Annotated in this window: 23 protein-coding genes and 2 pseudogenes; 10 read left to right on the forward strand and 15 right to left on the reverse strand. The window is 39.2% G+C overall.

Annotated elements, in window-relative coordinates; translation table 11 throughout:
• Positions 1–13: 13 nt before the first annotated feature.
• Together pflB and DYD17_RS09630 are read left to right on the forward strand one after the other, a co-directional pair.
• Positions 14–2,341, forward strand: coding sequence for a formate C-acetyltransferase (gene pflB, locus DYD17_RS09625; RefSeq protein WP_003052713.1), 2,328 nt, complete (start codon positions 14–16; stop codon positions 2,339–2,341).
• A gap of 103 nt (positions 2,342–2,444) precedes the next feature.
• Positions 2,445–2,888, forward strand: a complete 444-nt coding sequence (locus tag DYD17_RS09630; protein ID WP_115253267.1) for a GNAT family N-acetyltransferase — start codon at positions 2,445–2,447, stop codon at positions 2,886–2,888.
• Positions 2,889–3,069: 181 nt separating this feature from the next.
• On the opposite strand, the pseudogene DYD17_RS09635 reads toward DYD17_RS09630, so the two are convergent.
• The 3 genes and pseudogenes from DYD17_RS09635 to DYD17_RS09645 all read right to left on the reverse strand — a co-directional run bounded on the left by DYD17_RS09635 (position 3,070) and on the right by DYD17_RS09645 (position 5,944).
• A pseudogene (locus DYD17_RS09635) lies at positions 3,070–4,003 on the reverse strand (IS30 family transposase).
• Positions 4,004–4,271: 268 nt separating this feature from the next.
• The gene (locus DYD17_RS09640; protein WP_115253130.1) at positions 4,272–5,195 is read right to left on the reverse strand and encodes a serine hydrolase domain-containing protein; all 924 of its coding nucleotides are present in this window, start codon (positions 5,193–5,195) and stop codon (positions 4,272–4,274) included.
• A complete protein-coding gene (locus tag DYD17_RS09645) occupies positions 5,192–5,944 on the reverse strand; it encodes a CppA family protein (RefSeq protein WP_115276468.1) in 753 nt (250 codons plus the stop codon). The genes DYD17_RS09640 and DYD17_RS09645 overlap by 4 nt, the downstream gene beginning before the upstream one ends.
• Positions 5,945–6,158: 214 nt before the next feature.
• Between DYD17_RS09645 and DYD17_RS09650 the strand changes: the two genes are divergently transcribed.
• A protein-coding gene (locus tag DYD17_RS09650; RefSeq protein WP_115276469.1) for an IS3 family transposase occupies positions 6,159–7,507 on the forward strand; the annotation gives its coding sequence in 2 pieces (ribosomal slippage) (positions 6,159–6,600 and positions 6,600–7,507; 1,350 coding nt in all).
• Between the two features lie 132 nt (positions 7,508–7,639).
• Complete coding sequence (locus DYD17_RS09655) at positions 7,640–8,545, forward strand: sulfite exporter TauE/SafE family protein (RefSeq protein WP_003052723.1); 906 nt, start codon at positions 7,640–7,642, stop codon at positions 8,543–8,545.
• A 102-nt stretch (positions 8,546–8,647) separates the two neighbouring features.
• Here DYD17_RS09655 and gla read toward each other — a convergent pair whose 3' ends face one another.
• The gene (gene gla, locus DYD17_RS09660) at positions 8,648–9,496 is read right to left on the reverse strand and encodes an aquaglyceroporin Gla (protein ID WP_003052725.1); all 849 of its coding nucleotides are present in this window, start codon (positions 9,494–9,496) and stop codon (positions 8,648–8,650) included.
• 126 nt (positions 9,497–9,622) lie between these two features.
• Between gla and DYD17_RS09665 the strand changes: the two genes are divergently transcribed.
• On the forward strand, positions 9,623–11,905 hold the full coding sequence (locus tag DYD17_RS09665; RefSeq protein ID WP_003052727.1) for a Xaa-Pro dipeptidyl-peptidase: 2,283 nt from the start codon (positions 9,623–9,625) through the stop codon (positions 11,903–11,905).
• 100 nt (positions 11,906–12,005) lie between these two features.
• Positions 12,006–13,141 (forward strand): annotated as a pseudogene (locus DYD17_RS09670) (IS3 family transposase).
• Between the two features lie 91 nt (positions 13,142–13,232).
• Here the strand turns inward: DYD17_RS09670 and DYD17_RS09675 are convergent.
• Together DYD17_RS09675 and DYD17_RS09680 are read right to left on the reverse strand one after the other, a co-directional pair.
• Positions 13,233–13,625, reverse strand: coding sequence for a pyridoxamine 5'-phosphate oxidase family protein (locus DYD17_RS09675; protein ID WP_003052737.1), 393 nt, complete (start codon positions 13,623–13,625; stop codon positions 13,233–13,235).
• Between the two features lie 162 nt (positions 13,626–13,787).
• Entirely contained in the window at positions 13,788–14,009 is a 222-nt protein-coding gene (locus tag DYD17_RS09680) for a helix-turn-helix domain-containing protein (protein ID WP_003052740.1), read from the reverse strand.
• A 167-nt stretch (positions 14,010–14,176) separates the two neighbouring features.
• Between DYD17_RS09680 and DYD17_RS09685 the strand changes: the two genes are divergently transcribed.
• Positions 14,177–14,551: a helix-turn-helix domain-containing protein gene (locus tag DYD17_RS09685; protein WP_003052743.1), complete on the forward strand. Its 375-nt coding sequence runs from the start codon at positions 14,177–14,179 to the stop codon at positions 14,549–14,551.
• A gap of 326 nt (positions 14,552–14,877) precedes the next feature.
• Here DYD17_RS09685 and DYD17_RS09690 read toward each other — a convergent pair whose 3' ends face one another.
• From DYD17_RS09690 to DYD17_RS09705, 4 genes are all read right to left on the reverse strand, one after another.
• A complete protein-coding gene (locus DYD17_RS09690; protein WP_003052746.1) occupies positions 14,878–15,906 on the reverse strand; it encodes a sensor histidine kinase in 1,029 nt (342 codons plus the stop codon).
• Between the two features lies 1 nt (position 15,907).
• Complete coding sequence (locus DYD17_RS09695; RefSeq protein ID WP_003052749.1) at positions 15,908–16,594, reverse strand: response regulator transcription factor; 687 nt, start codon at positions 16,592–16,594, stop codon at positions 15,908–15,910.
• 124 nt (positions 16,595–16,718) lie between these two features.
• Positions 16,719–17,117 carry a hypothetical protein gene (locus DYD17_RS09700; RefSeq protein ID WP_115253131.1) on the reverse strand — a complete coding sequence of 133 codons (399 nt, stop codon included), beginning with the start codon at positions 17,115–17,117 and terminating at the stop codon, positions 16,719–16,721.
• 192 nt (positions 17,118–17,309) lie between these two features.
• Positions 17,310–17,822 (reverse strand): GNAT family N-acetyltransferase, encoded by a 513-nt coding sequence (locus DYD17_RS09705; RefSeq protein WP_115253268.1) that lies wholly within the window; start codon positions 17,820–17,822, stop codon positions 17,310–17,312.
• A 191-nt stretch (positions 17,823–18,013) separates the two neighbouring features.
• Here DYD17_RS09705 and DYD17_RS09710 point away from each other — a divergent pair, with 191 nt between their 5' ends.
• Positions 18,014–18,313: a YbaB/EbfC family nucleoid-associated protein gene (locus tag DYD17_RS09710; RefSeq protein WP_003052755.1), complete on the forward strand. Its 300-nt coding sequence runs from the start codon at positions 18,014–18,016 to the stop codon at positions 18,311–18,313.
• Positions 18,314–18,368: 55 nt separating this feature from the next.
• On the opposite strand, the gene DYD17_RS09715 is transcribed toward DYD17_RS09710, so the two are convergent.
• The 3 genes from DYD17_RS09715 to DYD17_RS09725 form a co-directional block, all read right to left on the reverse strand.
• Complete coding sequence (locus tag DYD17_RS09715) at positions 18,369–19,097, reverse strand: MerR family transcriptional regulator (protein WP_003052758.1); 729 nt, start codon at positions 19,095–19,097, stop codon at positions 18,369–18,371.
• 152 nt (positions 19,098–19,249) lie between these two features.
• Positions 19,250–19,837: a 3'-5' exonuclease gene (locus tag DYD17_RS09720; protein ID WP_003052762.1), complete on the reverse strand. Its 588-nt coding sequence runs from the start codon at positions 19,835–19,837 to the stop codon at positions 19,250–19,252.
• A 48-nt stretch (positions 19,838–19,885) separates the two neighbouring features.
• Positions 19,886–20,416 (reverse strand): DUF536 domain-containing protein, encoded by a 531-nt coding sequence (locus DYD17_RS09725; RefSeq protein WP_115253132.1) that lies wholly within the window; start codon positions 20,414–20,416, stop codon positions 19,886–19,888.
• 203 nt (positions 20,417–20,619) lie between these two features.
• On the opposite strand from DYD17_RS09725, the gene DYD17_RS09730 reads away from it, so the two are divergent.
• Positions 20,620–21,795 (forward strand): BaiN/RdsA family NAD(P)/FAD-dependent oxidoreductase, encoded by a 1,176-nt coding sequence (locus tag DYD17_RS09730; RefSeq protein ID WP_115253133.1) that lies wholly within the window; start codon positions 20,620–20,622, stop codon positions 21,793–21,795.
• Positions 21,796–22,011: 216 nt separating this feature from the next.
• Positions 22,012–22,281 carry a 30S ribosomal protein S14 gene (gene rpsN, locus DYD17_RS09735; protein ID WP_003052772.1) on the forward strand — a complete coding sequence of 90 codons (270 nt, stop codon included), beginning with the start codon at positions 22,012–22,014 and terminating at the stop codon, positions 22,279–22,281.
• Positions 22,282–22,614: 333 nt separating this feature from the next.
• On the opposite strand, the gene tsaD is transcribed toward rpsN, so the two are convergent.
• Both tsaD and rimI read right to left on the reverse strand, forming a co-directional pair.
• Positions 22,615–23,631, reverse strand: coding sequence for a tRNA (adenosine(37)-N6)-threonylcarbamoyltransferase complex transferase subunit TsaD (tsaD, locus tag DYD17_RS09740; RefSeq protein WP_003052775.1), 1,017 nt, complete (start codon positions 23,629–23,631; stop codon positions 22,615–22,617).
• Complete coding sequence (gene rimI, locus DYD17_RS09745) at positions 23,621–24,046, reverse strand: ribosomal protein S18-alanine N-acetyltransferase (protein ID WP_003052778.1); 426 nt, start codon at positions 24,044–24,046, stop codon at positions 23,621–23,623. Before rimI ends, tsaD begins: the two co-directional genes overlap by 11 nt.
• Between the last annotated feature and the right edge of the window lies 1 nt (position 24,047).

The following is a 24,047-nucleotide window of genomic DNA, read 5'->3' on the forward strand; positions in this document are numbered from 1 at the left end:
TGAGGAGAAATATATGGCAACTGTTAAAACTAACACAGATGTTTTCGAAAAAGCTTGGGAAGGCTTTAAAGGAACTGACTGGAAAGAAAAGGCAAGTGTATCACGTTTTGTACAAGCTAACTACACGCCATACGATGGCGATGAGTCTTTCTTATCCGGTGCAACTGAACGTTCATTAAAAATCAAGAAAATCATTGAAGACACTAAAGCTGAGTATGAAGCAACTCGCTTCCCATTTGATACTCGTCCTTCTTCAATCGCTGGCATTCCTGCTGGATTCATCGATAAAGACAATGAATTGATTTATGGTATTCAAAACGATGAATTGTTCAAATTGAACTTCATGCCAAAAGGTGGTATCCGTATGGCGGAAACGACTCTTAAAGAAAATGGTTATGAGCCAGACCCATCAGTCCATGAAATCTTCACTAAATATGTAACAACTGTTAACGACGGTATTTTCCGTGCTTACACATCAAACATTCGTCGTGCGCGCCACGCCCACACTGTAACTGGTCTTCCAGATGCTTACTCACGTGGACGTATCATCGGTGTTTACGCACGTCTTGCCCTTTACGGTGCAGACTACTTGATGCAAGAAAAAGTGAATGACTGGAATGCCATCACTGAAATCGATGAAGAATCAATCCGTCTTCGCGAAGAAGTTAACCTTCAATACCAAGCACTTGGTGAAGTGGTTAAACTTGGTGATCTTTACGGTGTTGACGTTCGTCGCCCAGCAGAAAACGTTAAAGAAGCTATCCAATGGGTAAACATCGCTTTCATGGCAGTATGTCGTGTGATCAACGGTGCAGCAACTTCTCTTGGACGTGTGCCAATCGTTCTTGATATCTTTGCTGAACGTGACCTTGCTCGTGGTACCTTTACAGAATCAGAAATCCAAGAATTTGTAGATGACTTCGTACTTAAACTTCGTACTGTCAAATTCGGACGTACGAAAGCTTACGATGCGCTTTACTCAGGTGACCCAACATTCATCACAACTTCTATGGCTGGTATGGGTAACGATGGTCGTCACCGTGTAACTAAGATGGACTACCGTTTCTTGAACACGCTTGATAATATCGGTAACTCTCCAGAACCAAACTTGACTGTTCTTTGGACTGATCAATTGCCAGAAGCATTCCGTCGCTACTGTATGAAAATGAGCCACAAACACTCTTCTATCCAATATGAAGGTGTGACAACAATGGCTAAAGAAGGTTACGGCGAAATGTCATGTATTTCATGTTGTGTATCTCCACTTGACCCAGAAAATGAAGAACAACGTCATAACATCCAATACTTTGGTGCTCGTGTAAACGTGCTTAAAGCCCTTCTTACTGGTCTTAACGGTGGTTACGATGATGTTCACAGAGACTACAAAGTGTTTAACGTTGTTGAACCAATCACATCAGAAATTCTTGAATACGACGAAGTTATGGCTAACTTTGAGAAATCACTTGACTGGTTGACAGATACTTACGTAGATGCGCTTAACATCATTCACTACATGACTGACAAATACAACTACGAAGCTGTTCAAATGGCCTTCTTGCCAACACATCAACGTGCTAACATGGGATTCGGTATCTGTGGTTTCGCTAACACTGTTGATACTTTGTCAGCAATTAAATACGCAACTGTTAAAACTATCCGCGACGAAAATGGTTACATCTATGACTACGAAGTTATCGGTGACTTCCCTCGTTACGGTGAAGACGACGACCGTGTTGATAACATCGCTAAATGGTTGATGGAAGCTTACCACACACGTCTTGCAAGCCACAAACTTTACAAGAATGCTGAAGCTTCAGTATCACTTCTTACCATCACTTCAAACGTTGCTTACTCTAAACAAACTGGTAACTCTCCAGTTCACCGCGGCGTATTCTTGAACGAAGATGGTACAGTTAACACTAGCCAAGTAGAATTCTTCTCACCAGGTGCTAACCCATCTAACAAAGCAAAAGGTGGCTGGTTACAAAACCTTAACTCACTTGCTAAACTTGAATTCTCACACGCTAATGACGGTATCTCATTGACTACTCAAGTATCACCTCGTGCTCTTGGTAAAACATTTGACGAACAGGTTGACAACTTGGTAACAGTTCTTGATGGTTACTTTGAAAATGGTGGTCAACACGTTAACTTGAACGTTATGGACCTTAACGATGTTTATGACAAGATCATGAGCGGCGAAGATGTTATCGTGCGTATCTCTGGTTACTGTGTCAACACCAAATACCTTACACCAGAACAAAAAACTGAATTGACTCAACGTGTCTTCCACGAAGTGCTTTCAATGGATGATGCCGCTGAAGCTATCTCAGGTCAATAATCAGACAAGGCTCGTTATGCCTTTGATAACGCCCTTAGTCATTCTTATAGAAGCAGGACATCAAACAGTTGTCCTGCTTCTTTTTTTAACTTATAATAACCTTATGATAATCAAACAAACTCGAAATACTCTAGCTGATACTTATTTAGATGCTGTAAAAATCAGACGTCAAGTCTTTATTGGTGAACAGGGAGTTCCAGCTACTATTGAAATCGACCGTAATGAGGCTTACTGTCTTCATTTTGTTCTTTACAACGATAATGGCAAACCTTGTGCTACTTGTCGTCTGCTGCCTGATACCAATCAGAAAACCGTTACCTTACAACGCATAGCTGTCCTCAAAGAATACCGTGGCCAGTCCCTGGGACAAGAGTTAATGACTTACGTCCTAACCTATGCCCAAAAACAAGGAATTGAACGTATCAGCCTGCATGCTCAGCTAAGCGCTCGAACTTTCTATGCCAAATTAGGTTTCCAAGAAGAGGGAGAGCGGTTCGAAGAAGCAGAAATTGAGCATATCACGATGACAAAAATCTTGTATAGATAGTTTTTTCTAGCAACTAAAGCCCTAGAACTGACTCATATACTAACCATGAGGTGACTGTCTCTGATGAAGCCTTGCCAAAGGTTGATCCACTAAATCAAGCCCTTTCACACTATGAAAAAAGCAAAGTATCATTTGATGATTTACTCTGCTTTTTAAGCTTAATTTTTACTGAATTGTCAAATTAAGTTGGACAGTCTATCTCACTCAGAAAAATTTGATAGGGTGTTCGATAGTTTAGGGATTTCTTAGGAATTTTATTTCTCTTATCAGCTATGTTTGATAAGACTTCTTGAGAAATGCCACTAAAATCCAGTTGTTTGGGTAGGCCGTGTCTTCTTAAGAGTCCATTCGAATGCTCGTTAAGACCACGCTGACCTGGACAACCAGGATCCGCAAAGAAAATGTCAATATCGTGTTCATTGGACAGTGATTTCCAGTTTACCACAATCAAAGGTGAAGGACTTGAAAACATGCTTCGGTAATCCAGCCATCCAACAATGGATGGCGCCTTCAATATCGCTAGCTTTTCGTCCATTGGTTTGAAGGGTAATGATGGCTTTAGATAAGCGTTCTACTAATGTGATAACAGCACTCTTATGGTTCTTACCGACAATAGTATCGCCTTCTAAATGACCAAATTCTGTCTCAAAGTCTGGGCTTTTCTCAGCTCTCTCACGTAGGTTACGACGAAAAGCTTGTTTCCCCCGCTTCTCTGAATGACCATTCGGTTTCCGTTTACCTTTCCAAGGCATGTCTTCTGCCTTGAAAACACCACGGTCTACCAAACGATACAAGGTTCTCATAGAAGAAGAAATGCGGTCTGGAAAGGTCCCTTTGATCACATCGAGGCTCCAGTCTTGCTTCAAATAATCTTGGATGAAGATCTTTTCATCATGGGAAAGAATAGCTTTTCATCGCCAGCAACGAGATTTATTGGTCTTATAATTCTGATAATAGTCATTGGTTGACTTTCCTTGTTTTAGGAAGTTCACAACCTTATGGATTGTTTGCCGACTTCGTTTAAGTGATTGAGCAATCTTAAGAACCGATATGCCATTCTCAACATATACCTCTATCATTACAAGTTCGGTTGTGGTAAGATGGGTATAGGTCATCTATGTTATTCCTTTCAGACGAATGTAGTGTTTATCTGAGCCTAACATAGATGGCTTTTTCTGTCTAACTTAATTTTACAAATTAGGTTTTCTTGTTGTCTTTTTAAAAAGGATTAACCATAAAAACTAAATTCATAGCTATCGAAGCCTGTGAATCAATGACACTTCCCCTTCTCTGTTAATCAAAAAGGTCACATTTTTACAGTGTGACCTTTGTTTTTTCATGATGCTGATTAAACACATGACAGACATAAGACTAGTAATTATTTTACAAGTAATCAATGATAGCGTCTCTAATGCGACGACGTTCTCGAATCCAAAGGGGACGATCATCTTTTTCATAGGTTCGATTTGTCAAGAAGATAGCTGCTTTTTGCTCTTTCTTATTCAACATGATAAATGGACCCGTATATCCCGTATGGTCAATCCAATCCTGTTCCAAATTCCAACCAAGGGAACGCGTTTTTTCTTGGAGACTGTAGTTTGTCCATAGCGAATCTGAAAAGGAATCCTCGAGGTAATGCATAGCAAAATGTTCCAAATCGTTGAGGGTTGAAAACAATCCCGCTGATCCCGCCTGTTTTCCTAACACTTTGGCTTTAGGATCATGAACATGCCCGTCGTTCACTCCTTTTAGAGTAGGTACAGCCGTATGTCTTGGACCAAATGAGGTTTCTGGCATATCAAAAGGCTGAAAAACCAATTCTTGAAAGAGTTGCTCCAAAGACTTGCCGCAGTAAGTTTCTAACATAAAACCAAGCAGTAAAAAATTCACATCTGTGTACTGAAATGTCTTATCCTTTTTAAGGGATAACTGATTTAAGGCTGCTTGTAATTCCTGTACCTGAAGGTGATCTCGATTCGGAATATAAGGGTCTAGTCCACTGGTGTGGGTCAATAATTGGCGAATGGTTACTTCCTCATGAACTATGTCTGGATAATAGTTTTTTAGGGAGTCATCGAGTTTTAGTGCTCCGCTATTGATCAAGAAAATACAGACAGTCGCAACTCCAACCACCTTTGACACGCTAGCTAAATCATAGACCAAGCCTGGCTGAACAGGCTGGTCTCCATCTATTGTCCCCAAATAATACTCCTGCCACTGACCAGACTGAAAAAGGGCTAAGCTAGCCCCTCTGTATAATCCTTGTTGCATATGGTCATTTAGTTGTTCTAATAAACCAAGGGTCATTTCATAAACCAAATTTCTATCTGACTTGGATCAGAAATCACCAAGACCTTATGCTTTTTGTCTACATAAACGGAATGACTCGCTTCTTCCAAATGTGTTTTTAAAGCTGCCATGTCATAATCGGCAGGCACTTGAAACTCTAGAATCTCTAAATCCCAAGCAATGTGAGGATCGATGGTTAAATCCGGACCTTCCTCTTGAACAAACTCCATCGCAACGGGCAGTTGATCACCAAATAACTCGTGGTAAAAGGTTCTTGATTGTTCCTCGTTGGGAACGTTTAGGACGATAATATCAAAGCTAAATTGACTAAGACCCTTGAAGTCTTCATCTTTTGTGAAAACAGGCAATTCTACTCCTTCAAGGGTTTCGATATCCTCTTCAGCATGTAGCAAGAAGCGATCCCCTTCTGGAGAAACGGTTTCAAAAGCATAGCCTTTTTCCCCTTTAAATAAGGTCTCATAGCTAGCTCCATGAGCGAGTAATTGTTCGATATCTTTAGGATGGGCTGTTTTAATCACAATAGTGTTAATTTTTTTAGGCCCTTCTACTGCACGTGTTCTAGCTGAAGGAGATTCTTCAATTACAAATCGTTCCTGCCCTCTTCCCCACGATGAAAAAATCGCAATTGCATTTTCTTCTGACACTAGACGAAGACCTAGGGTCTTTTGGTAAAATGTAATGTTCAAGTCACGGTTGTTAACACGTAACACTGGGGTTTTAAAGACAAGATTCTTAAACAAAGTCATAATTCCTCCTAATCCTCTGTTATTATAGACAAAATTCTGATTTTTGACAAGAAATTATGTGTTTCTTATAAAGCACTATAGGAACTTAATTATTCACCTTAATAATCTCAGTAATTTCTAAAAACAGTGAGACAATCGGAAAATTTTTAAAGGCTATGATGTGAACTGCACCCCAAAAGTTAGACAACAAATCTAACTTTTGGGGTGTTTTTCTATGAAATTAAGTTATGAAGATAAAATTGAAATCTATCGCTTACGACAATCTGGTTGGACATGGCCTAAAATCAGTCAAACATTTAATATGAGTAAGTATAACCTTCAATACATGGTCCGCCTTATTGATATACACGGATTGGAAAGTGTTTGTAAAAGGAAAAATAGGTATTATTCTCCTGAACTAAAGCAGGAAATCATAAACGAAGTTCTGATGAAAGGTAGGTCTCAGCTAGAGGTTTCTCTAGATTATGGATTACCAAACAAGGGAATGCTTCCTAATTGGATAGCGCAATACAAGAAAAACGGGTATACTATTCTTGAGAAATCAAGAGGGAGACCTGTAAAGATGGGACGCAAACCAAAGAGAAAACTTGAAGAAATGACTGAATTAGAGCGTCTTCAATATGATAATGAGTACCTTAGAGCGGAGAATGCCGTACTAAAAAAGTTGAGAGAACTCCGATTGAGGGTCGAAGCAAGGCTCAAAGAGCAACAGAAATCATTCAAGGACTAATCAATGTATTTGATTTAAGAATCCTACTTAATATTTTGAAGCTGTCTCGATCAACCTACTATTATCAGGTTAAACGTCTAACTCAGGGAGATAACAACAAAGAATTAAAAGAAGCTATTCAAGATATTTATTCTGAGAACAAAGGGAGATATGGTTACCGTAGAATTCACCTCGAACTTAAAAATCGAGGCTATAAAGTTAATCATAAGAAAGTTCAACGTTTGATGACAGAACTTGGTTTGAAAGCTAGAATCCGTGCGAAACGTCGCTATAACTCTTATAAAGGTGAGGTTGGCAAGAAAGCTGATAATCTCATTAAGCATCAATTTAAAGCTACCCAACCACTTAAGAAGTGTTATACCGATGTCACAGAGTTTTCAATTCCTGCTAGTGATCAAAAATTGTATCTATCACCAGTTCTTGATGGCTTTAACAGTGAGATTATTGCATATCATTTATCTACCTCGCCAAACTTACAACAACTTAAAACGATGCTTTCCGAGGCTTTTCCTGAACAAACTTACCAGGGCACTATTTTACATAGTGACCAAGGATGGCAATATCAACACACTTACTACCATCATTTTCTTGAGGTGCATGGAATGAGACCGTCCATGTCGCGTAAAGGAAATAGCTTAGATAACGGCATGATGGAATCTTTTTTTGGAACATTGAAGACAGAAATGTTTTATGGGTTTGAGAAGGAATTTACTTCCCTCGAAACATTAAAAACAGCTATTTCAGAATATATCAACTACTACAACACTAAACGAATCAAACTTACATTAAAAGGACTAAGTCCTGTGCAATACAGAACTCAATCCTTAACTTAAAATATAATGTCCAACTTTTGGGGGTCACTTCAATGCTCTGTTTTCTTTAGTTTTCGTAAAAAGTAAAAGAAGTGTTAATATGTCAAGAAAGTCAAATTGACGGCACTGCATTTTTTTTGTAAACTAGAACATATGAATGAAATGATTATTCTTAGACTGATACAAGCTTTGCTAGTCTTAGCAATGCTTTTTATTTTCCTAATACTGGTTAGGCATATCCGAAAAAACAATATCAATCCTTTTAAACGATTTTGGACCGGTTTTTGGATTGGATTGGTAACCGATGCGCTTGATACCCTTGGGATTGGCTCTTTTGCCACAACTACTACATGTTTTAAATTAACAAAATTAGTAATAGATGACCGAAAACTTCCTGGAACTATGACAGTTGGACATGTTCTACCTGTTCTCGTCCAGTCCCTATGCTTTATTTTCGTAGTTAAGGTTGAAGTCATGACCTTGGTCACTATGGCAGCAGCAGCCTTTATCGGAGCTTATTTTGGAACTAAAATTACTAAGAATTGGCATACTCCAACTGTTCAACGTATTCTTGGCAGTCTCTTAATCTTAGCCGCATTTATTATGATTTTCCGAATGATATTTCACCCCGGCGATAATCTATCTGACACTATCCATGGTTTACAAGGTATTTGGTTACTTATTGGTATTGCCTTTAACTTTACCGTTGGTGTTCTAATGACGATGGGTTTAGGTAATTACGCTCCAGAATTGATTTTTTTCTCACTCATGGGGCTCAGCCCAACTGTGGCTATGCCTGTTATGATGCTGGATGCTGCTATGATTATGACCGCCTCCAGCAGTCAATTTATTAAAGCAGATCGTGTCAGTTGGGATGGCTTTGCTGGCATTGCTCTTGGTGGTATTATTGGAGTTTTACTCGCTGTCTTCTTTCTGACTAATTTGGATTTGAATAGCTTAAAACTTCTAGTTGTCCTAATCGTTATTTTTACAGGAAGCATGTTAATTCGTTCTTCACTCAACCCATCCATTGCTAACAAGCAGAAACAACCTCATTAATAGTAATTTCCCCCAAATCCTTTCAAGCATTAACTTTGAAGGATTTTTAAATTGACTAGCAAATAACTATCAAAAAAGAGGCCTGAGCCTCTTTTTTGATAGTTATTTGATGTAAAGGAATTTAAATAGCGCTACTGCAGCGATTCCAGCGAGAATAGGTGCCACGACAGGAACCCATGAATACCACCATTTTGAGTCGCCCTTAGCTTCCCCAAGCACTGATTTAGGCAAGAGGTGGTGAATAAGTCGAGGACCAAAGTCACGTGCAGGATTAAGGGCTGGCCCAGTAGGACCTCCAAGAGAAGCAACAAGTGCCATTACCAGGAAACCAAGACCGATATGAGCAACCGCAGTACTACCGGTTATATATGGAGCTACCTGTTGAGAAGCGATGACTTCGTCGTAACCAGCATCAAGTAATTTACCGATTAATTCTGCACCAAAGAAGTTCTTTGTAAGGGCAAGCGCACCAAAGAAAAGAACGAATGAGCCGGCAAACTCGTTAGCAAAGCCATTGATGACCGACGCTTTATGGCTAGCTTTTGTTCCATCGTCAAGAGCTGAGATAGTCGAGAAGGAACCCAAAACTGGATTTGGATTTTCTGTCTTTCTAAAGTAAGGGCCATAAACACCAACTAATACAAGTTGACCAAAGATTGCTCCAAGTACCTGTGCGATGATGTATTGCGCAACGTGTGCCCATGGGAATAAGCCAGAAACAGCTAGTCCCAAAGTAAAGGCAGGGTTAATGTGGTTTCCTGAAACATTACCAAACATTAAAGCTGGCATCATAACAGCAAGACCGTAACCCAAGGCGATGATAATCCATCCTGAGTTATTCCCTTTTGTTCCTTTTAAATCAACGTTTGCAACGGCACCATTCCCTAAAATAATAAGCAAGGCAGTCGCAAGAAATTCTGTGATGTACTTCACAGTCCATGTAACATCCATGTGTCTTTAGTTCCTCCATTTTATGATATTATTTAGACAAGTACCATTCTATCAAGTATAATAGATAATGTAAAGCTTGTTCACCTAATAAAAACGTTTACTTTCAAGAAAGGATTTGACGCAAATATGAAATATAATCAATTTTCTTACATCCCTACTTCCATTGAAAATGGCCTTGAAGAACTCCGCTTTTTAGGCTTTGACCTAGGGATGAAAAAGAGCCCAAAAGAGAATCTAGAAGCTTTTTTGCGTAAGTTCTATTTTCATTTTCAAAACACTGATTACCCACTAAGTAACTTAATTGCTAGTGATAGCATGGATTTGCTTACTTTTGTGACATCAGATGCTCCTCTAACGAGGGATGTTTTTGAATTGGTTGCCTTGCAATTACTTGGGTTTATTCCAAATGTGGATTTCACATCAGCTAAAGACTTCAGCGAATCAATTGGTTTTCCTGTCCAATTTGATGGTCAAAATATCATCAGCTCCCTTCATCATTTATTAGCCACTCGTATGAAATCAGGAATGACCTTAGTTGATCATTTAGTCAGTCAAGGCCTCTTGCCGATGGATAACCAGTACCACTATTTCAATGGTAAATCTCTGGCAACTTTTAATACCAATGACTTGATCCGGGAAGTCGTCTATGTCGAAACCCCTGTTGATACTGATGAGGATGGCAAACTAGACTTAATCAAGGTCAATATTATCCGCCCTAAAACCAGCCAGCCATTGCCAACTGTTATGACAGCCAGTCCTTATCATGAGGGGGTGAACGAAGTTGCCAATGATAAGAGATTATATCAGATGGAAGCTGAGTTGAAGGTGAAAGAACCTCACACCATTTCTGTTTCACGCGTCGATTTCATGCCTTTTAAAACACAACCAGCTGATGTCCCTGTAACAGAGAGCCAAGAGAGTTTTAGCTATATTAGTTCCTATACCCTCAACGACTACTTCCTTGCCCGTGGATTTGCTAATATCTACGTTTCGGGTATTGGAACAGCTGGATCAGCCGGCTTTATGACCAGTGGGGATTACAATCAAATTGCGAGTTTCAAAGCTGTTATTGACTGGTTGAATGGCAGAGCAAATGGGTTCACAAACCACAAGAGAGAGGCCCAAGTTAAGGCTGATTGGGCGAATGGACTTGCTGCTACAACTGGAAAATCTTATCTTGGAACCATGTCAACAGGTCTTGCCACAACAGGTGTTGATGGTCTAGCCGTTATTATTGCTGAAGCAGCCATCTCTTCTTGGTATGACTATTACCGTGAAAATGGCTTGGTTTGCAGCCCTGGCGGTTATCCTGGCGAAGACTTAGACGTTCTGACTGAATTAACCTATTCTCGTAACTTGCTAGCAGGTGATTATCTCAATCATAATAGTTATTATGAAATTTTATTACGAAACCAAACACGGGCCCTCAAACGTGAGTCTGGAGACTACAATCAATTCTGGCACGATCGCAATTACCTTCAGAAAGCAAAACACATTAACTGTGAAGTGGTTTATACCCATGGCCTTCAAGACTGGAATGTCAAACCAAGGCAAGTCTATAACATTTTCAACCAGCTTCCTGAAGCTGTTGGCAAACACCTATTCTTGCACCATGGACAGCACGTCTATATGCACAATTGGCAATCTATTGATTTCCGCGAAAGCATGAATGCCTTGCTTTGTCAAAAAATGTTAGGCCTTGACAATCATTTCCACCTAGGGGAGATCCTTTGGCAAGACAATCAAACAGAGCAAAACTGGAAAGCGCTCAAACAATTCGGAAGTTCAAAGAAACAAGAGCTTCCACTTGGTAACGATCGTGTTCTCATTGATAACCATTATTGCGAGGACGACTTCACTCGCTATGGTAAGTCTTTCCAAACCTTCAAAGAAGATCTCTTTGAAGTCAAGGCAAATCAAGCTCATGTGGATATTATTTTAGAAGATGATCTCCCGCTTAATGGAGAGATGACCTTACAACTAAGGCTTAAATCCAGTGAAAATAAAGGCATCCTCTCTGCTCAGGTACTTGATTATGGCAAGAAAAAACGCTTCGGCGATACCCCACAATATATGGACCTCACTAGCATCGACAATGGGCAAAATTTCTCTCGAGAAGGACTCAAAGAACTCCCGTTTAAAGAGAGCCCTTATCGCGTCATCACCAAAGGGGTAATGAACTTGCAAAACCGTAATGAACTGCTCACCGTCGAAGCCATCCCTAATGATGAATGGATGACGGTTACTTTCCCACTTCAACCAAGTATCTACCACTTAGAAAAAGGAGATACTCTCAGAATCCTTCTTTACACCACAGATTTTGAACACACGATTCGTGACAATAGCAATTACGCTCTGACCGTTGACCTCAGCCAGTCTCAACTCCTTGTTCCAGTTGATGAAGGCTAACTAACAAAAAGTGCTCACCTGATAGGCACTGAATCCCTAAAATGAGACAAAAGAAAAACACTCCTGTTGAAATCTAGTAAACTAGAAACAGGAGTGTTTTATTATGGTTAAAAAAGCATATTCATGGGAAACTAAGCTGGCTTGCATCGAGAAGAAGAAAGCAGGCAAGTCTAACAGAGTGATTATGGAGACTTTAGGTATCAAAAATGATAGTCAAATCTATACTTGGATGAAATGGCACGAAAACGAGGAGCTTTATCGTTCTCATCAAGGTGTTGGCAAGCAATATACCTATGGTAAAGGCTTGGAACATCTGTCTGAAGTGGAACAATTACCATTATAGGTTGACCTCTTAAAAAAGTATCGAGGCTTGATAAGGAAATCGATAAAGTAAGTCTTATCAAGCTTGTGGAAGACTATAAAAACAACTACCCGATAGCTTTCATTCTAGACTGTTTCAAGGTCAAACGGTCAACCTATTACCGTTGGAAACAGGAGTATGAGAAGCCGTAAAAAAAAGATGACGTCATTGAATTAATTGAACAGCTCTGCATGGAGAATCACTTTATTTATGGCTATCATACCATTACACGATTGCTCAAAAAGATCCACGGATTGACTGTTAATACAAAGAAAGTCTATCGTATCATGAAAAATAATGGCTAGCTTTGTCGGACACGCAACAAGAAAGTTCCCAATTTGGGTAAAGCTTATGATTTAACAGATAACAAATTGAGTCGGGATTTCCATTCCGATAAGCCTATGGAAAAGCTTGTAACAGATATTACCTACCTATATTATTTCGGTAACTGTAAATTGTATCTCTCATCAATTATGGATCTCTATAACCGAGAAATGATAGCTTACACTATTTCAGAGTGTCAGGACACGGATTTTTTACTAGACACCCTTAATCAGTTAAAATTGCCTAAAGGAGCACTCTTACACAGTGGCCAAGGCTCAGTGTATACTTCTATGGCTTACTACCAGGCTTACACGGAAAAAGGCATTATCTGCTCAATGTCTCGAAAAGGAACACCTGCAGATAATGCCTGTATTGAATGGTTTCACTCCGTCCTAAAGACTGAAACCTTTTATCTCCATAACTGGAGACACTTAGCCAAAGATAGTGTAACAGATATTGTTAAAAATGACCTTACATTTTATAATGAAACTAGACTTAAACAGAGATTAAACGACCAGTCGCCTGTACAGCACAGAAAACTGATCGCCTAAAAGTGTTTTTCTTACGTCCCACCATTAGGGTGCAGTGTCATTATCCGGTGAGCATTTTTTGAATGTCAAACTAGTCATTACTACAACAAGCTTATTGACTAACCTTTTGACCTGCTTCTTTTCCTGAATGTAAACTATAAATGGTATCAATATGGATCACACCAGCTGCCTTTGGCACTCCCATTTTACCTTCCGCCCAAGCTTTAGCCTCGTCATAAAGAGGACCTTGGTCTACCATCTCTGCTTGTCCACAAAAACGATAGCCTCGTAAACAATCACGATTCACATAAGCCACCTCAATCTTACCATTATCCTGAATATTAGCTTGCGTTTGACCGCCTGTATTTTCATTAAAAATGAGGGTGTGATCATCTAGCAAACGCATGGAACGTTTAGGTCCAATATTGGGATTCCCCTCGTTATCGACCGTTGCCACCATCGCTAATTGAGTAGCGATCATTTCTTTCATTTCTTCTGTAAACATATTCTAACTCCTTTTATCAAATACTTTAGTCAACTGACCACTCTTTGATTATAACACGATAAAAGGATAAAATGCAAAATAAAGTAACTATGCTTAATAAAACAATTAACCATATTTAATTTTTGTGGTTAACACAATTATAAATAAACCAGTAAGACTCTTTTAATTCATAAAATCCGAATCAAGTTCTAAAAAAATATCATCAACAGAAACTGCTAATGCTAAAGCAATACTCTTTAACGTTTCATATTTTGCTCGTCTTAACATATGAACATCTTTTTCGTATCTAGCTAATGTCCTGATAGAAATTCCAGTTAAAGTTGCCAATTCTTGCTGGGTCATTTTTTGGGCTATTCTTAATTCTTTCAAGGTCGACTTAGTCACAACTTTCCCTCCACGCTAAAATAAGATTAGTTACTTATGTTAAGTTTATTATAAACTTCGGTTTTTATGAAGTCAAGTTTTAAAATGAATTTTACCTTCTTTTAGTAAATCTTTTTCTTTATCTTCTTTTGTGGTATCATATTTTATATAAGAAAAAGGAGGCTACTATGTCCGTAAAGAAAACTTTTTTTGCAAGTAATTTAAAATACCTTAGATTAAAAAAGAACATGGAACAATTAGAACTTGCGAACCTCTTAGGACGAAAAAGTTCTTCTTCGATTAGTGAGTGGGAAAAGGGCAAGTACACTCCAAAGTCTGGTCTACTAAGCGATATTGCTGCTATTTTTGACGTTACCTTAACAGATTTAATGGAAAAAGATTTGTCCCTAGAAGAAAAAGGAGTAGCTTATCATCTTCCTCAACGTGATTTGGTTCTCATCTCTGAGCAATTATCTGAAAATAACTATAATAAATGGCTCAATTTTGCCCAAGATCTTTTGAAACAACAGGCTAAAGAAGACAAGGAACCTGATAGCCACTGATAGATTATCTTAATAACTTTTATTGCGCTATAAGCTGTAAAGCTAAACTTGACATACTCAAACAGGCACCAGTTTAGAGAAAATCCTAAAGAAGGAGTAATGACTCCTCCCGATTAGGGTAATATATCAGAAAATATTTTCAATAATTGCTTAAAAATGAAGAAATACCAGTCTAACAAGAGTGTAAAAGACAATCTAAACGTTCACACTGTTTTAGTGATTATTACAAAATATTTTTTAAAAAAAGAGCTTGTCAACGATACTGACCCAGTAATCATTGAACAAGCTCAAGCACTATCTATCAATTTTTTCTTTTCTAATGACGGCTAGGCTGGTAAAAGCAAGGTGAAGGAGCTTCCTTTACCAACTTGACTCTCAACTACAATATCCCCACTCAGTTGATGTGCTAACTGTTTGGCAATATAGAGTCCTAGACCATGACCACCCGTTTTCATGTTCCGAGACGCTTCAACTCGGTAGAGACGTTTAAAAATCAGAGGTAAATCCTCTTTTTTTATGCCTTGCCCTTTGTCCCTAACATCAATGCAAATGGACTGGTCTTGTCGATACGCATGAATAGTTAAAGGCGTGCTGGCTTCTGAATACTTGAGGGCATTGCTCACAAGGTTCAGAATAATTCGAGACAAAGCATCGTACTGACTATTGATTTTAACCACTTCTGGAGCTACTTTGATATCAACAGAGCGGTTTTCCTGTTCAAGGGTCAGTTGAAATTCGGATAAAATATCAATCAGCAACTTTTCAAGGTAAATGACTTGACGATGCTGTTTCTCTTTTTGTTTTTGGTCATTCAAACTCACCACATGAAGCTCCTCAACCAACTGATTGAGACGGTTGGTCTGACGTGAAATGGTGTTGAGGTAATGCCGTTCTTCTTCCTTTGGAATCACACCATCTAAAATCCCCTCAACTGTTGCTTGAATTGAAGTTAACGGGGTTTTGATATCATGCGATAGTTGTGCAATCATCATGGATTTCTCATGCTCACTCTCATTGAGCGATTCAAAACTAGCTTCTAAATCCAAAGACATTTGGTTAACAGCCCCTTCCAAATCTTTAAACTCTAAAGGTGAAATGATTAGTTGGTCGTGGTCAAACTGTCGTTGAGAAATAGCTTGCATTTTTTCTTTGAGTTTTCTAAGCGATGAGAAAACACTTGTTAACAGAATCATGTTCACAATCCCTCCGGCCAACGAGGCAATCAGAGCGATTAATAAAATATAAGAAATGTCTTTGGTCGCGATGAGCATTCGGTTCAAACCGACAATTAGCCCCGCAATGGTAATCACCATCGACACAAGATAGCCGATGACAATGTAGGTTCTTAGTCTCATATTACCCCTCTAATTTGTAACCTAGACCCCAAACGGTTTTAATGGTTGGTGTCTGGTCCGTACTGTATTTTGCTAAATCATTACGCAATGAATGAATATGAACGTTCAGAGTATTGGTATCGTCTAGGTACTCCTCTTCCCACACGCGTTCATAAAGTTCCGTTTTGGAAAAAACATGGTTCAAATGATTGGCTAAAATCCACAACAGGTCAAAGGCCTTATTGGTCAAATTAAGGTCTTGATTAGCAATAGTGACCACTCGCGTGCTGTAATCCATAACCAAATCACCAATAACTAAGCGATTTGTCTGTGTCGTTTTACCATAGATTCGATTAAGGATATTTTTAACCCGCAGGACCAATTCTCTTGGACTAAAGGGTTTCGAAATAAAATCGTCTGCTCCTAAGCTTAATGAATAAATTTTATCTGGTTCTGATAGTTTGGCAGTGATAAATAAAAATGGCTGCTCAGGCTTTTCAAGTAGGACTTCCCCAATAAAATCATAACCATCCATATTGGGCATCATGATGTCACTGATAATCAAGTGATAATGATCCTTACGAAAAACGTCTAAGGCTTGCGCCCCATCACTAGCAACAGTTATCTGATATCCAGCCTGTTGCAGATAACGTTTGTTGATATCTGTGATTTCCAATTCATCGTCGACTAATAAGATTTTGTAGGCCATGCTGTCTCCTTGATTAAAAAATTAGTGTTATACTTTTTCAAGTATAACACTAACTCTTACGTAAGCCAAACATCTCTTCAAATAAACCGATGCATAGATCACTGACTTTATTCCTTTAGACTATTTAATAATCCTCTGGATAAGTTACTGTGGAATGTTGATTAAGAATACCTTTGAGTGAACCACCAATATATTTTGGTAAGTCTTGTTTTTTCGCACGTTCATAAATCTCTTCGTCGGTTAAGCGCTGAGCTAACTTAGGGATTTCTGCTTCAGATTCCACCAAGCCATCTCTGTCTTCTGGATAAGTCACTGTAGAATGCTGATTAAGAATACCTTTGAGTGAACCATTAATATATTTTGGTAAGTCCAGTTTTTGAGCACGTTCGTAAATTTCTTGGTCACTTAATCCTTGAGCAGAAATGGGTGGTGCTGAAACAATGACTAGAAATGCTCCCGCTGAAACAAGTCCAAGTTTAACGTATTTAGCAACTAAAGTAGTGTTTTTGTGTGTGTTTGTCATAATGATTACCTCTTTCTTTTTTAGGTGTTTTATTTTATGAACTAAGTATAGCAAGAGGTTTTAAAGTAAGTTTAAGCTAAATATAAAATAATTCTTAAGTCATTCTTAGGAAATCATAAAATCATCACTTTTTGTAGAATTATTGACAAATACATCACTCAAAACACGACGTAATTCACCAAAATAGGGACTCTAGTTTATTCCAAAAGCCTTATCATACCTCATAACGCCATGAATAGGCGAAGTATTTTCTACTAATGGATAGGCTATGACATTTTCTCTTGGTGCATCAAACGGAATCCTAATGCCGACAGTATCTGCTAGTACATAACCATGCCGTGGATAGTAAGTGTCACTTCCCAAAACAATAGCATAAGGATAACCCAACTGTCTAGCAATATGATGACCTTCACTGATTAGTGCTGCTCCAACACCTCGCCTTTGATATTCTGGAAGAACAGAAAGTGGGGCCAATGCTAAAACCTCTGTCGTCCCCACTTTAGCTTTGGTAAACATAATATGACCTATAATATCGCCGTCTTCTTCAGCTAACAGAGATAATTCAGGAATAAAGGACCGACTAGCTGTCAGAGCCATTACCAAGTCTGCTTCATTACCATCTGTATGTTCAACACCTGCAAAAGCAGCCGTTACAACTGCATAAATAGCCTTAGCATCCTGGACTTCTGCTTTTCTGATTTTCATAAGAGTCTCTCGTTCCCCTTTCATCTTCCTCACTTATATATGGTTTAGGTTTTCCCTGTCATTTTTCGTTACTAGTTTACCGTATCTCACTCCCCTGGCCAAGTAGAGAATAACTTTCTCTAACTCTTTTTTGAAGTTTACACTTATATGTTATAATAGATAAGTAATCAAACTTAGGAGAACGTAATCTTATGATGAATATGCAAAATATGATGAAGCAGGCGCAAAAGCTTCAGAAACAAATGGAACAAAAACAAGCAGATTTAGCTGCTATGCAATTTACTGGAAAATCAGCTCAAGACCTTGTCACTGCCACTTTCACGGGTGATAAAAAATTGGTTGGGATTGACTTCAAAGAAGCTATTGTGGATCCTGAAGATATGGAAACCCTTCAAGACATGACCACACAAGCCATTAATGATGCCCTCGCGCAAATTGATGAAGCGACTAAGAAAACATTGGGCGCTTTTGCTGGTAAATTACCATTCTAAAAAACAAAAACTAGCTTGAGAAGGATCTCAGGCTAGTTTTTTTATGAGTTAGTGCTTATCCTCTTGAGACAGTGTCCTCTTTTGCCAGTTCCAAGCAATACGATTTTTGGTGGCAATGGGGGCAGGTTAACTTTCTAGTTCGTGGCGTATGACCTGCTAGGGCAAATTCTGTCCACTTTGCTTCAAATATTTGATGACAAGAAGGACAAAGATAAGAGATATTTTGATAATACCAGTATAAGGTTCCTAATAAAAATAAGAAGAAAACTGGGATTAAGAAATATTTCCAGATTGTCAATTGGAGAAGATAAGCTCCTGCCACAAAAAGTAGAGTTTCCACTGTCAAACAGACAATTAAAGTAACAAAGCGTTTTTTCCAAGCTTTTTGATTTTTCATGCTAAGCGAAACGTCCATCAGAAAATCTAGTGACTGGGGGTCTTGTTTTCGAAGTCTGTCAAGTATCTTGACAGCTATGTCAACTTGTTGCTCTTTTGCGGCCAAGTCTTCCTTGGCAGTCGCAATATGATCAACCAGAAGCAATTCCAGCACCTGGGCTGCATTTTCCTCTGCTAAGACTTTGCGAATCTGCTCAATGGAAAATCCCAAATCGCGCAGAAAGCAGATCATGCGTAATTGTTCTAAATCAGAATCTGTATAGAGTCGCCGTCCACCTTCTGTCAATGCTGTCGGAGTCAAAATCCCACGTTGGTCGTAGTATTGGACGGTTCGAATAGAAACCCCAGCTAAGTTGGCCAATTCTCCAGTCGAATAGAATTGAGACATTTCCACACCTTCTTTCTATCATTTAGTCATCAAAAACGATTCGTGTGCACCCGACTCCCTCTTGATATGCCCCTATCTTATCAAATGACCTAGCGTTACAAGCAAGGGCTAACCCTAGGGGATTTTTTTATTCTTTAGAAATAGCAGAGCCCTCAGTCAAAAAAGCCTCCCAAAGCTGCGAAAGGGTTATCGGTAATCACTTCTTCTTGGTGACTGAGATAGGCTTTGTTCGTATCTGTTTCTAAAAAAGACTCATAAATACCTGCTGTCATTCTGGCATCTTCTAAGCTATTATGACCTCGACCCTTAATGCCTAAAAAGGTTGCGACCGTTTGCAGACGTAGGTTAGCAATCCCATTTAGGTCTGCGCTACGTCTATCGTAAGCTTCATCAAAGAGGTCAATCTGGTATTGGTCCCTTAAATCTAAGCCATTTTCAGCTAGAATAGGCAAGTCAGATTTTTGAGCATTATAACCAATCAATGGTAATTCTCCGACAAAATCCTTGAAAGCAGTTATAACCTCTTCGACTTTTGGTGCCGCAGCAATCTTGTCAGACGTGATTCCTGTTAAGCCATTGATAAAGCTCTGTAAGGGAACATCTGTGTAAACATAGGTATCAAAGCTGTCAACTTCTTTATGGTTGTCATATTTAACTGCTGATAGTTGGATGAGGTGACTAATCTCGTTAACCGTGTTAAATTCTAAATCAAAAGCAATATAAGTGTCTAGGTGTTTCATGTTTTCCTCCAAAAAAAGACCCTTATCGGGCCTTAATCGTTTTTCTGATTATTTAGCAAACAAGCGGTTGAAAAAGCCTTTTTTAGAGCCAACTTCAGCTTGAACTTCTTCGACTTGTAAGCGAGCTTGGTCAGCTTCTGCTTTGGCTTCTTCTAATTCTAATTTAAGGGTTTCTTTGTCAGCCATGGCCTTAGCTGTCAATTGTTGTTGCTGATCCAATTGTTTATCTTTTTCAGCGATTTGCACGTCTTTAACACGCATTTGCTCATCTTTTGAGGCAAGTTGAGCGTCTTTGGCTTTGAGTTGTTCATAAAGTCGTGTGATTTCAGTGTTTTTCTCATCCACAAGAATTTCTAAAAGCTCACGTTGTTTGGTCTCCTCACTGATAGGCTCATCGTCAAAAATCGTTTTTTTATAGATTTCTTCCAACTTAATAAGGCCACTACGCTTAACCACAGTGACTCCCTTATCATTTTTATCAAGATCTTCCTCGGGTAAAGACTTGACACGATTATTGACCGCCTGACGGCTCACTCCCAAAATGTCAGCTAGTTCACTAACTGTCTTTTCAATTGCCATATTTTCCTCTTTATTAATCACTGAATATTCTTACTAAAAATAGTAACATAATAGGAGTATTCTGTCAATTTGACCTCATTTCAGTCGTGCTAAAGGCATCAATTATTTCTTGAAAGCATTGTTAGATGAGTAGAAAAATAGTATGACAGATTAGCTCATTTACATTACTATTAAATACCGTACCTTTATGCTAAAATAAAGCTATGACACAATACGATACGATTATTATTGGAGGGGGGCCAGCTGGTATGATGGCCGCTATCTCCAGCAGCTACTATGGCTACAAAACTCTCTTGATTGAAAAAAACCGCCGCTTAGGTAAAAAATTAGCGGGAACCGGTGGTGGACGCTGTAATGTGACCAATAGTGGCAGTCTTGACGACCTTGTGGCAGGCATTCCTGGAAATGGCCGATTTTTATATAGTGTCTTTTCCCAGTTTGACAACCATGACATCATTGCCTTTTTCGAGGAAAACGGCGTCAAACTCAAAGAAGAAGACCATGGCCGAATGTTTCCTACCACAGATAAATCTAGGACAATCATTGATGCTCTTGAAAAGAAAATTAAATCTCTTGGAGGCAAGGTACTAACTAACACTGAGGTGGTTTCCGTTAAAAAACAAGATGACCTCTTCAACCTCAAATCTGCAGATCAGACTTTTAGCTGTCATAAATTAATTGTGACCACAGGAGGCAAGTCCTATCCTTCAACTGGTTCAACAGGTTTTGGACTTGATATTGCACGACATTTTAAATTGACAGTGACTGATTTAGAAGCTGCTGAGAGTCCTCTGTTAACTGATTTTCCTCACAAAGTCTTGCAAGGTATTTCCCTAAACGACGTTACTCTTAGTTATGACAAACACGTCATCACACATGACTTACTCTTCACTCACTTTGGCCTTTCAGGACCTGCAGCTCTCCGTCTGTCTTCTTTTGTGAAAGGCGGGGAAATAGCAGAGCTAGATTTTTTACCACACTTATCAACAGATGACTTAACCGCTTATCTGAATGATCAACGTGATAAAAACATCAAAAATGCTCTTAAAAGCCTACTGCCTGAACGGGTAGCTGACTTTTTATCAGATGGCTATCCCGAAAAGGTCAAACAACTCTCTCCAAAACAAGAGCAAGAGCTAATAAGCAAACTCAAGCAGTTGCCGATTGCCATTACAGGAAAAATGTCTTTGGCTAAATCTTTTGTGACCAAAGGAGGCGTGGATTTAAAAGAAATCAATCCTAAAACTTTGGAGAGCAAGAAAGTTCCTGGGCTGTATTTTGCTGGAGAGGTCTTAGATATTAATGCTCACACCGGAGGGTTTAATATCACTTCTGCCCTTTGCTCCGGCTGGGTAGCAGGGAGTGTTCATTACGATTAAGAAGAAAAGCTTAAGATCCTTTCTTAGGCTTTTTTGGCTGACAACCACTATCAGGATGTTACAAAAAACTCATAACCAATTAAATATTTTTCTTGCATTTCTTATGAAATATTGTATAATGGACTTATATTTTCTTAACTGGTTCATTACTAGTTAAGAAAATCCAGAGTGCTGATAGGAACTCTGGGATTATTAATATTATAGAAGGAGAAAGCAATGGCAAAGAAATCAAAAATTGCTAAATACCACAAGCAGCTCCAACTGATTGAACAGTACGCTGACCTCCGTCGCGAACTTAAAGCCAATGGTGACTATGAAGCACTTCGCAAATTGCCTCGTGATTCAAACCCAAACCGCTTGAAAAACCGTGACATGATTGATGGCCGTCCACACGCTTACATGCGTAAGTTTGGTGTAAGCCGTATCAATTTCCGCAATCTAGCGCACAAAGGTCAACTACCAGGAATCACTAAAGCTAGCTGGTAAGCTTACTTCACCTAAAGCAAACGATTATTTTGCAGGTAATTGTTTGACATATTAGTAATCATAGAAGCCAATTACTTATCACCATGACAATCCGGTATGCCAAGATACCGGGTTGTTTTTTTGTGTCAATATAGAAGAAAAGCTTTCATCAACATACTTTCAACAGTCCTAGAGCTGACTTGCAGAACACAAGTCGGCTAATCATAAGATTGCTTATGTTCCAATGAGATTCTACGAAGTAATCGTCGCACTATTATCGGTTAGCACAGAAAAAGTCTGCCTCTAGGGATAGGGCAGACTATTTTCAAGATTAAACTTAAAATACCTTTATAACTAATCTTTATTGAACTGATCAAAGGTTAAGCTAGGCTTAGCATTCAAGTCCAATCTGGCAAAATGTTGCTTATCGTATTCGACAGCTGCCGCTAGGGCAATCATCCCAGCATTATCCCCACAAAGCCTTAGTGGCGGAATGACCACCTCAATGTCAGTGATTTCCTCTGCTAAGCGTTCGCGCAAGCCCTGATTAGCAGCAACACCACCTGCTACAACCAACATCTCAGCTGGGTATTTAGCCAAGGCTTTTTTAGTTTTAGCTAATAAGATATCAAGAGCGGCAGCTTGGAAAGAAGCACATAAATCTTCCAAGACCAATTCTTCTCCTTTTTGATCCGCATTGTGATGAAGGTTAATGAAAGCTGACTTAAGCCCAGAAAAGGAAAACTCCAAATGATCTTCCTTAATCATGGCACGAGGGAAATGATAAGTATCTTGCCCCTTGTGAGCCAGTTGATCAATTTCACGACCAGCAGGATAGGTCAAGCCCATGACACGTCCCACCTTATCATAAGCTTCCCCAACAGCATCATCGCGCGTTTCACCGACAATATGATAGGCACCAGGTTCTGTGACATAAACCAATTCGGTGTGGCCTCCTGATACCAATAAGGCTAACAAAGGATAAACCAAGGGTTTTTGTTCACGCGCAGCCATGAGGTGTCCTGCCATATGATTGACTGGAATCAAGGGAAGGTCATTGGCCCAAGCAAAGGCCTTGGCTGCTGCTAAACCAACTAGGAGTGCTCCAACAAGTCCAGGACCATAGGTCACGGCAACTGCTGAAAGGTCCGAGGCCTGAATACCAGCTTCTTGCAAAGCATCCTCAACGCAGGTGGTAATGACTTCTACATGGTGCCTGCTAGCTACTTCTGGCACAACACCTCCAAAGCGTTTATGGCTCTCAACCTGACTTGCAATGATGTTACTCAATAAAATGTTATCGTTTTTTAAAATAGCAACGCTGGTCTCATCACAAGAACTCTCGACTGCTAAAATATACCTATCTGTCATGTTTTCCTTCCCGTTTCATCACCAAGGCCGCTTCAATAGGATCATGGTAATACGCTTGTCTTTTGCCGACAAGCTCAAAACCAAATTTCCGATACAGGCCTTGGGCTTTACGATTTGATTCCCTCACTTCTAAAAAAATATCGCCAATAATCTCATCTAAATGTCTCATCAACTGAGAAGCTAGTCCCCGACCTTGATGACTGGATAAAACTGCGATATTAGTGATTTCTGTCTCTCCAATTAAGGATTGAATAGCTAAAAAAGCCAGTAACTTTCCTTGCTCTTCAATCAGAAAATAATCTGTTTGATCTTGTTGTATATCCGCCAAGACTTGCTCCAAAGTCCAAGGCGACTTTTCATAAGTCATTTCGAGGAGCTGGTGAATGGCTCTCGCTTTTTCCTCAAGTGTTTTCATC

It is taken from the genome of Streptococcus dysgalactiae subsp. dysgalactiae, from assembly GCF_900459225.1.
GTDB classification, from domain to species: domain Bacteria; phylum Bacillota; class Bacilli; order Lactobacillales; family Streptococcaceae; genus Streptococcus; species Streptococcus dysgalactiae.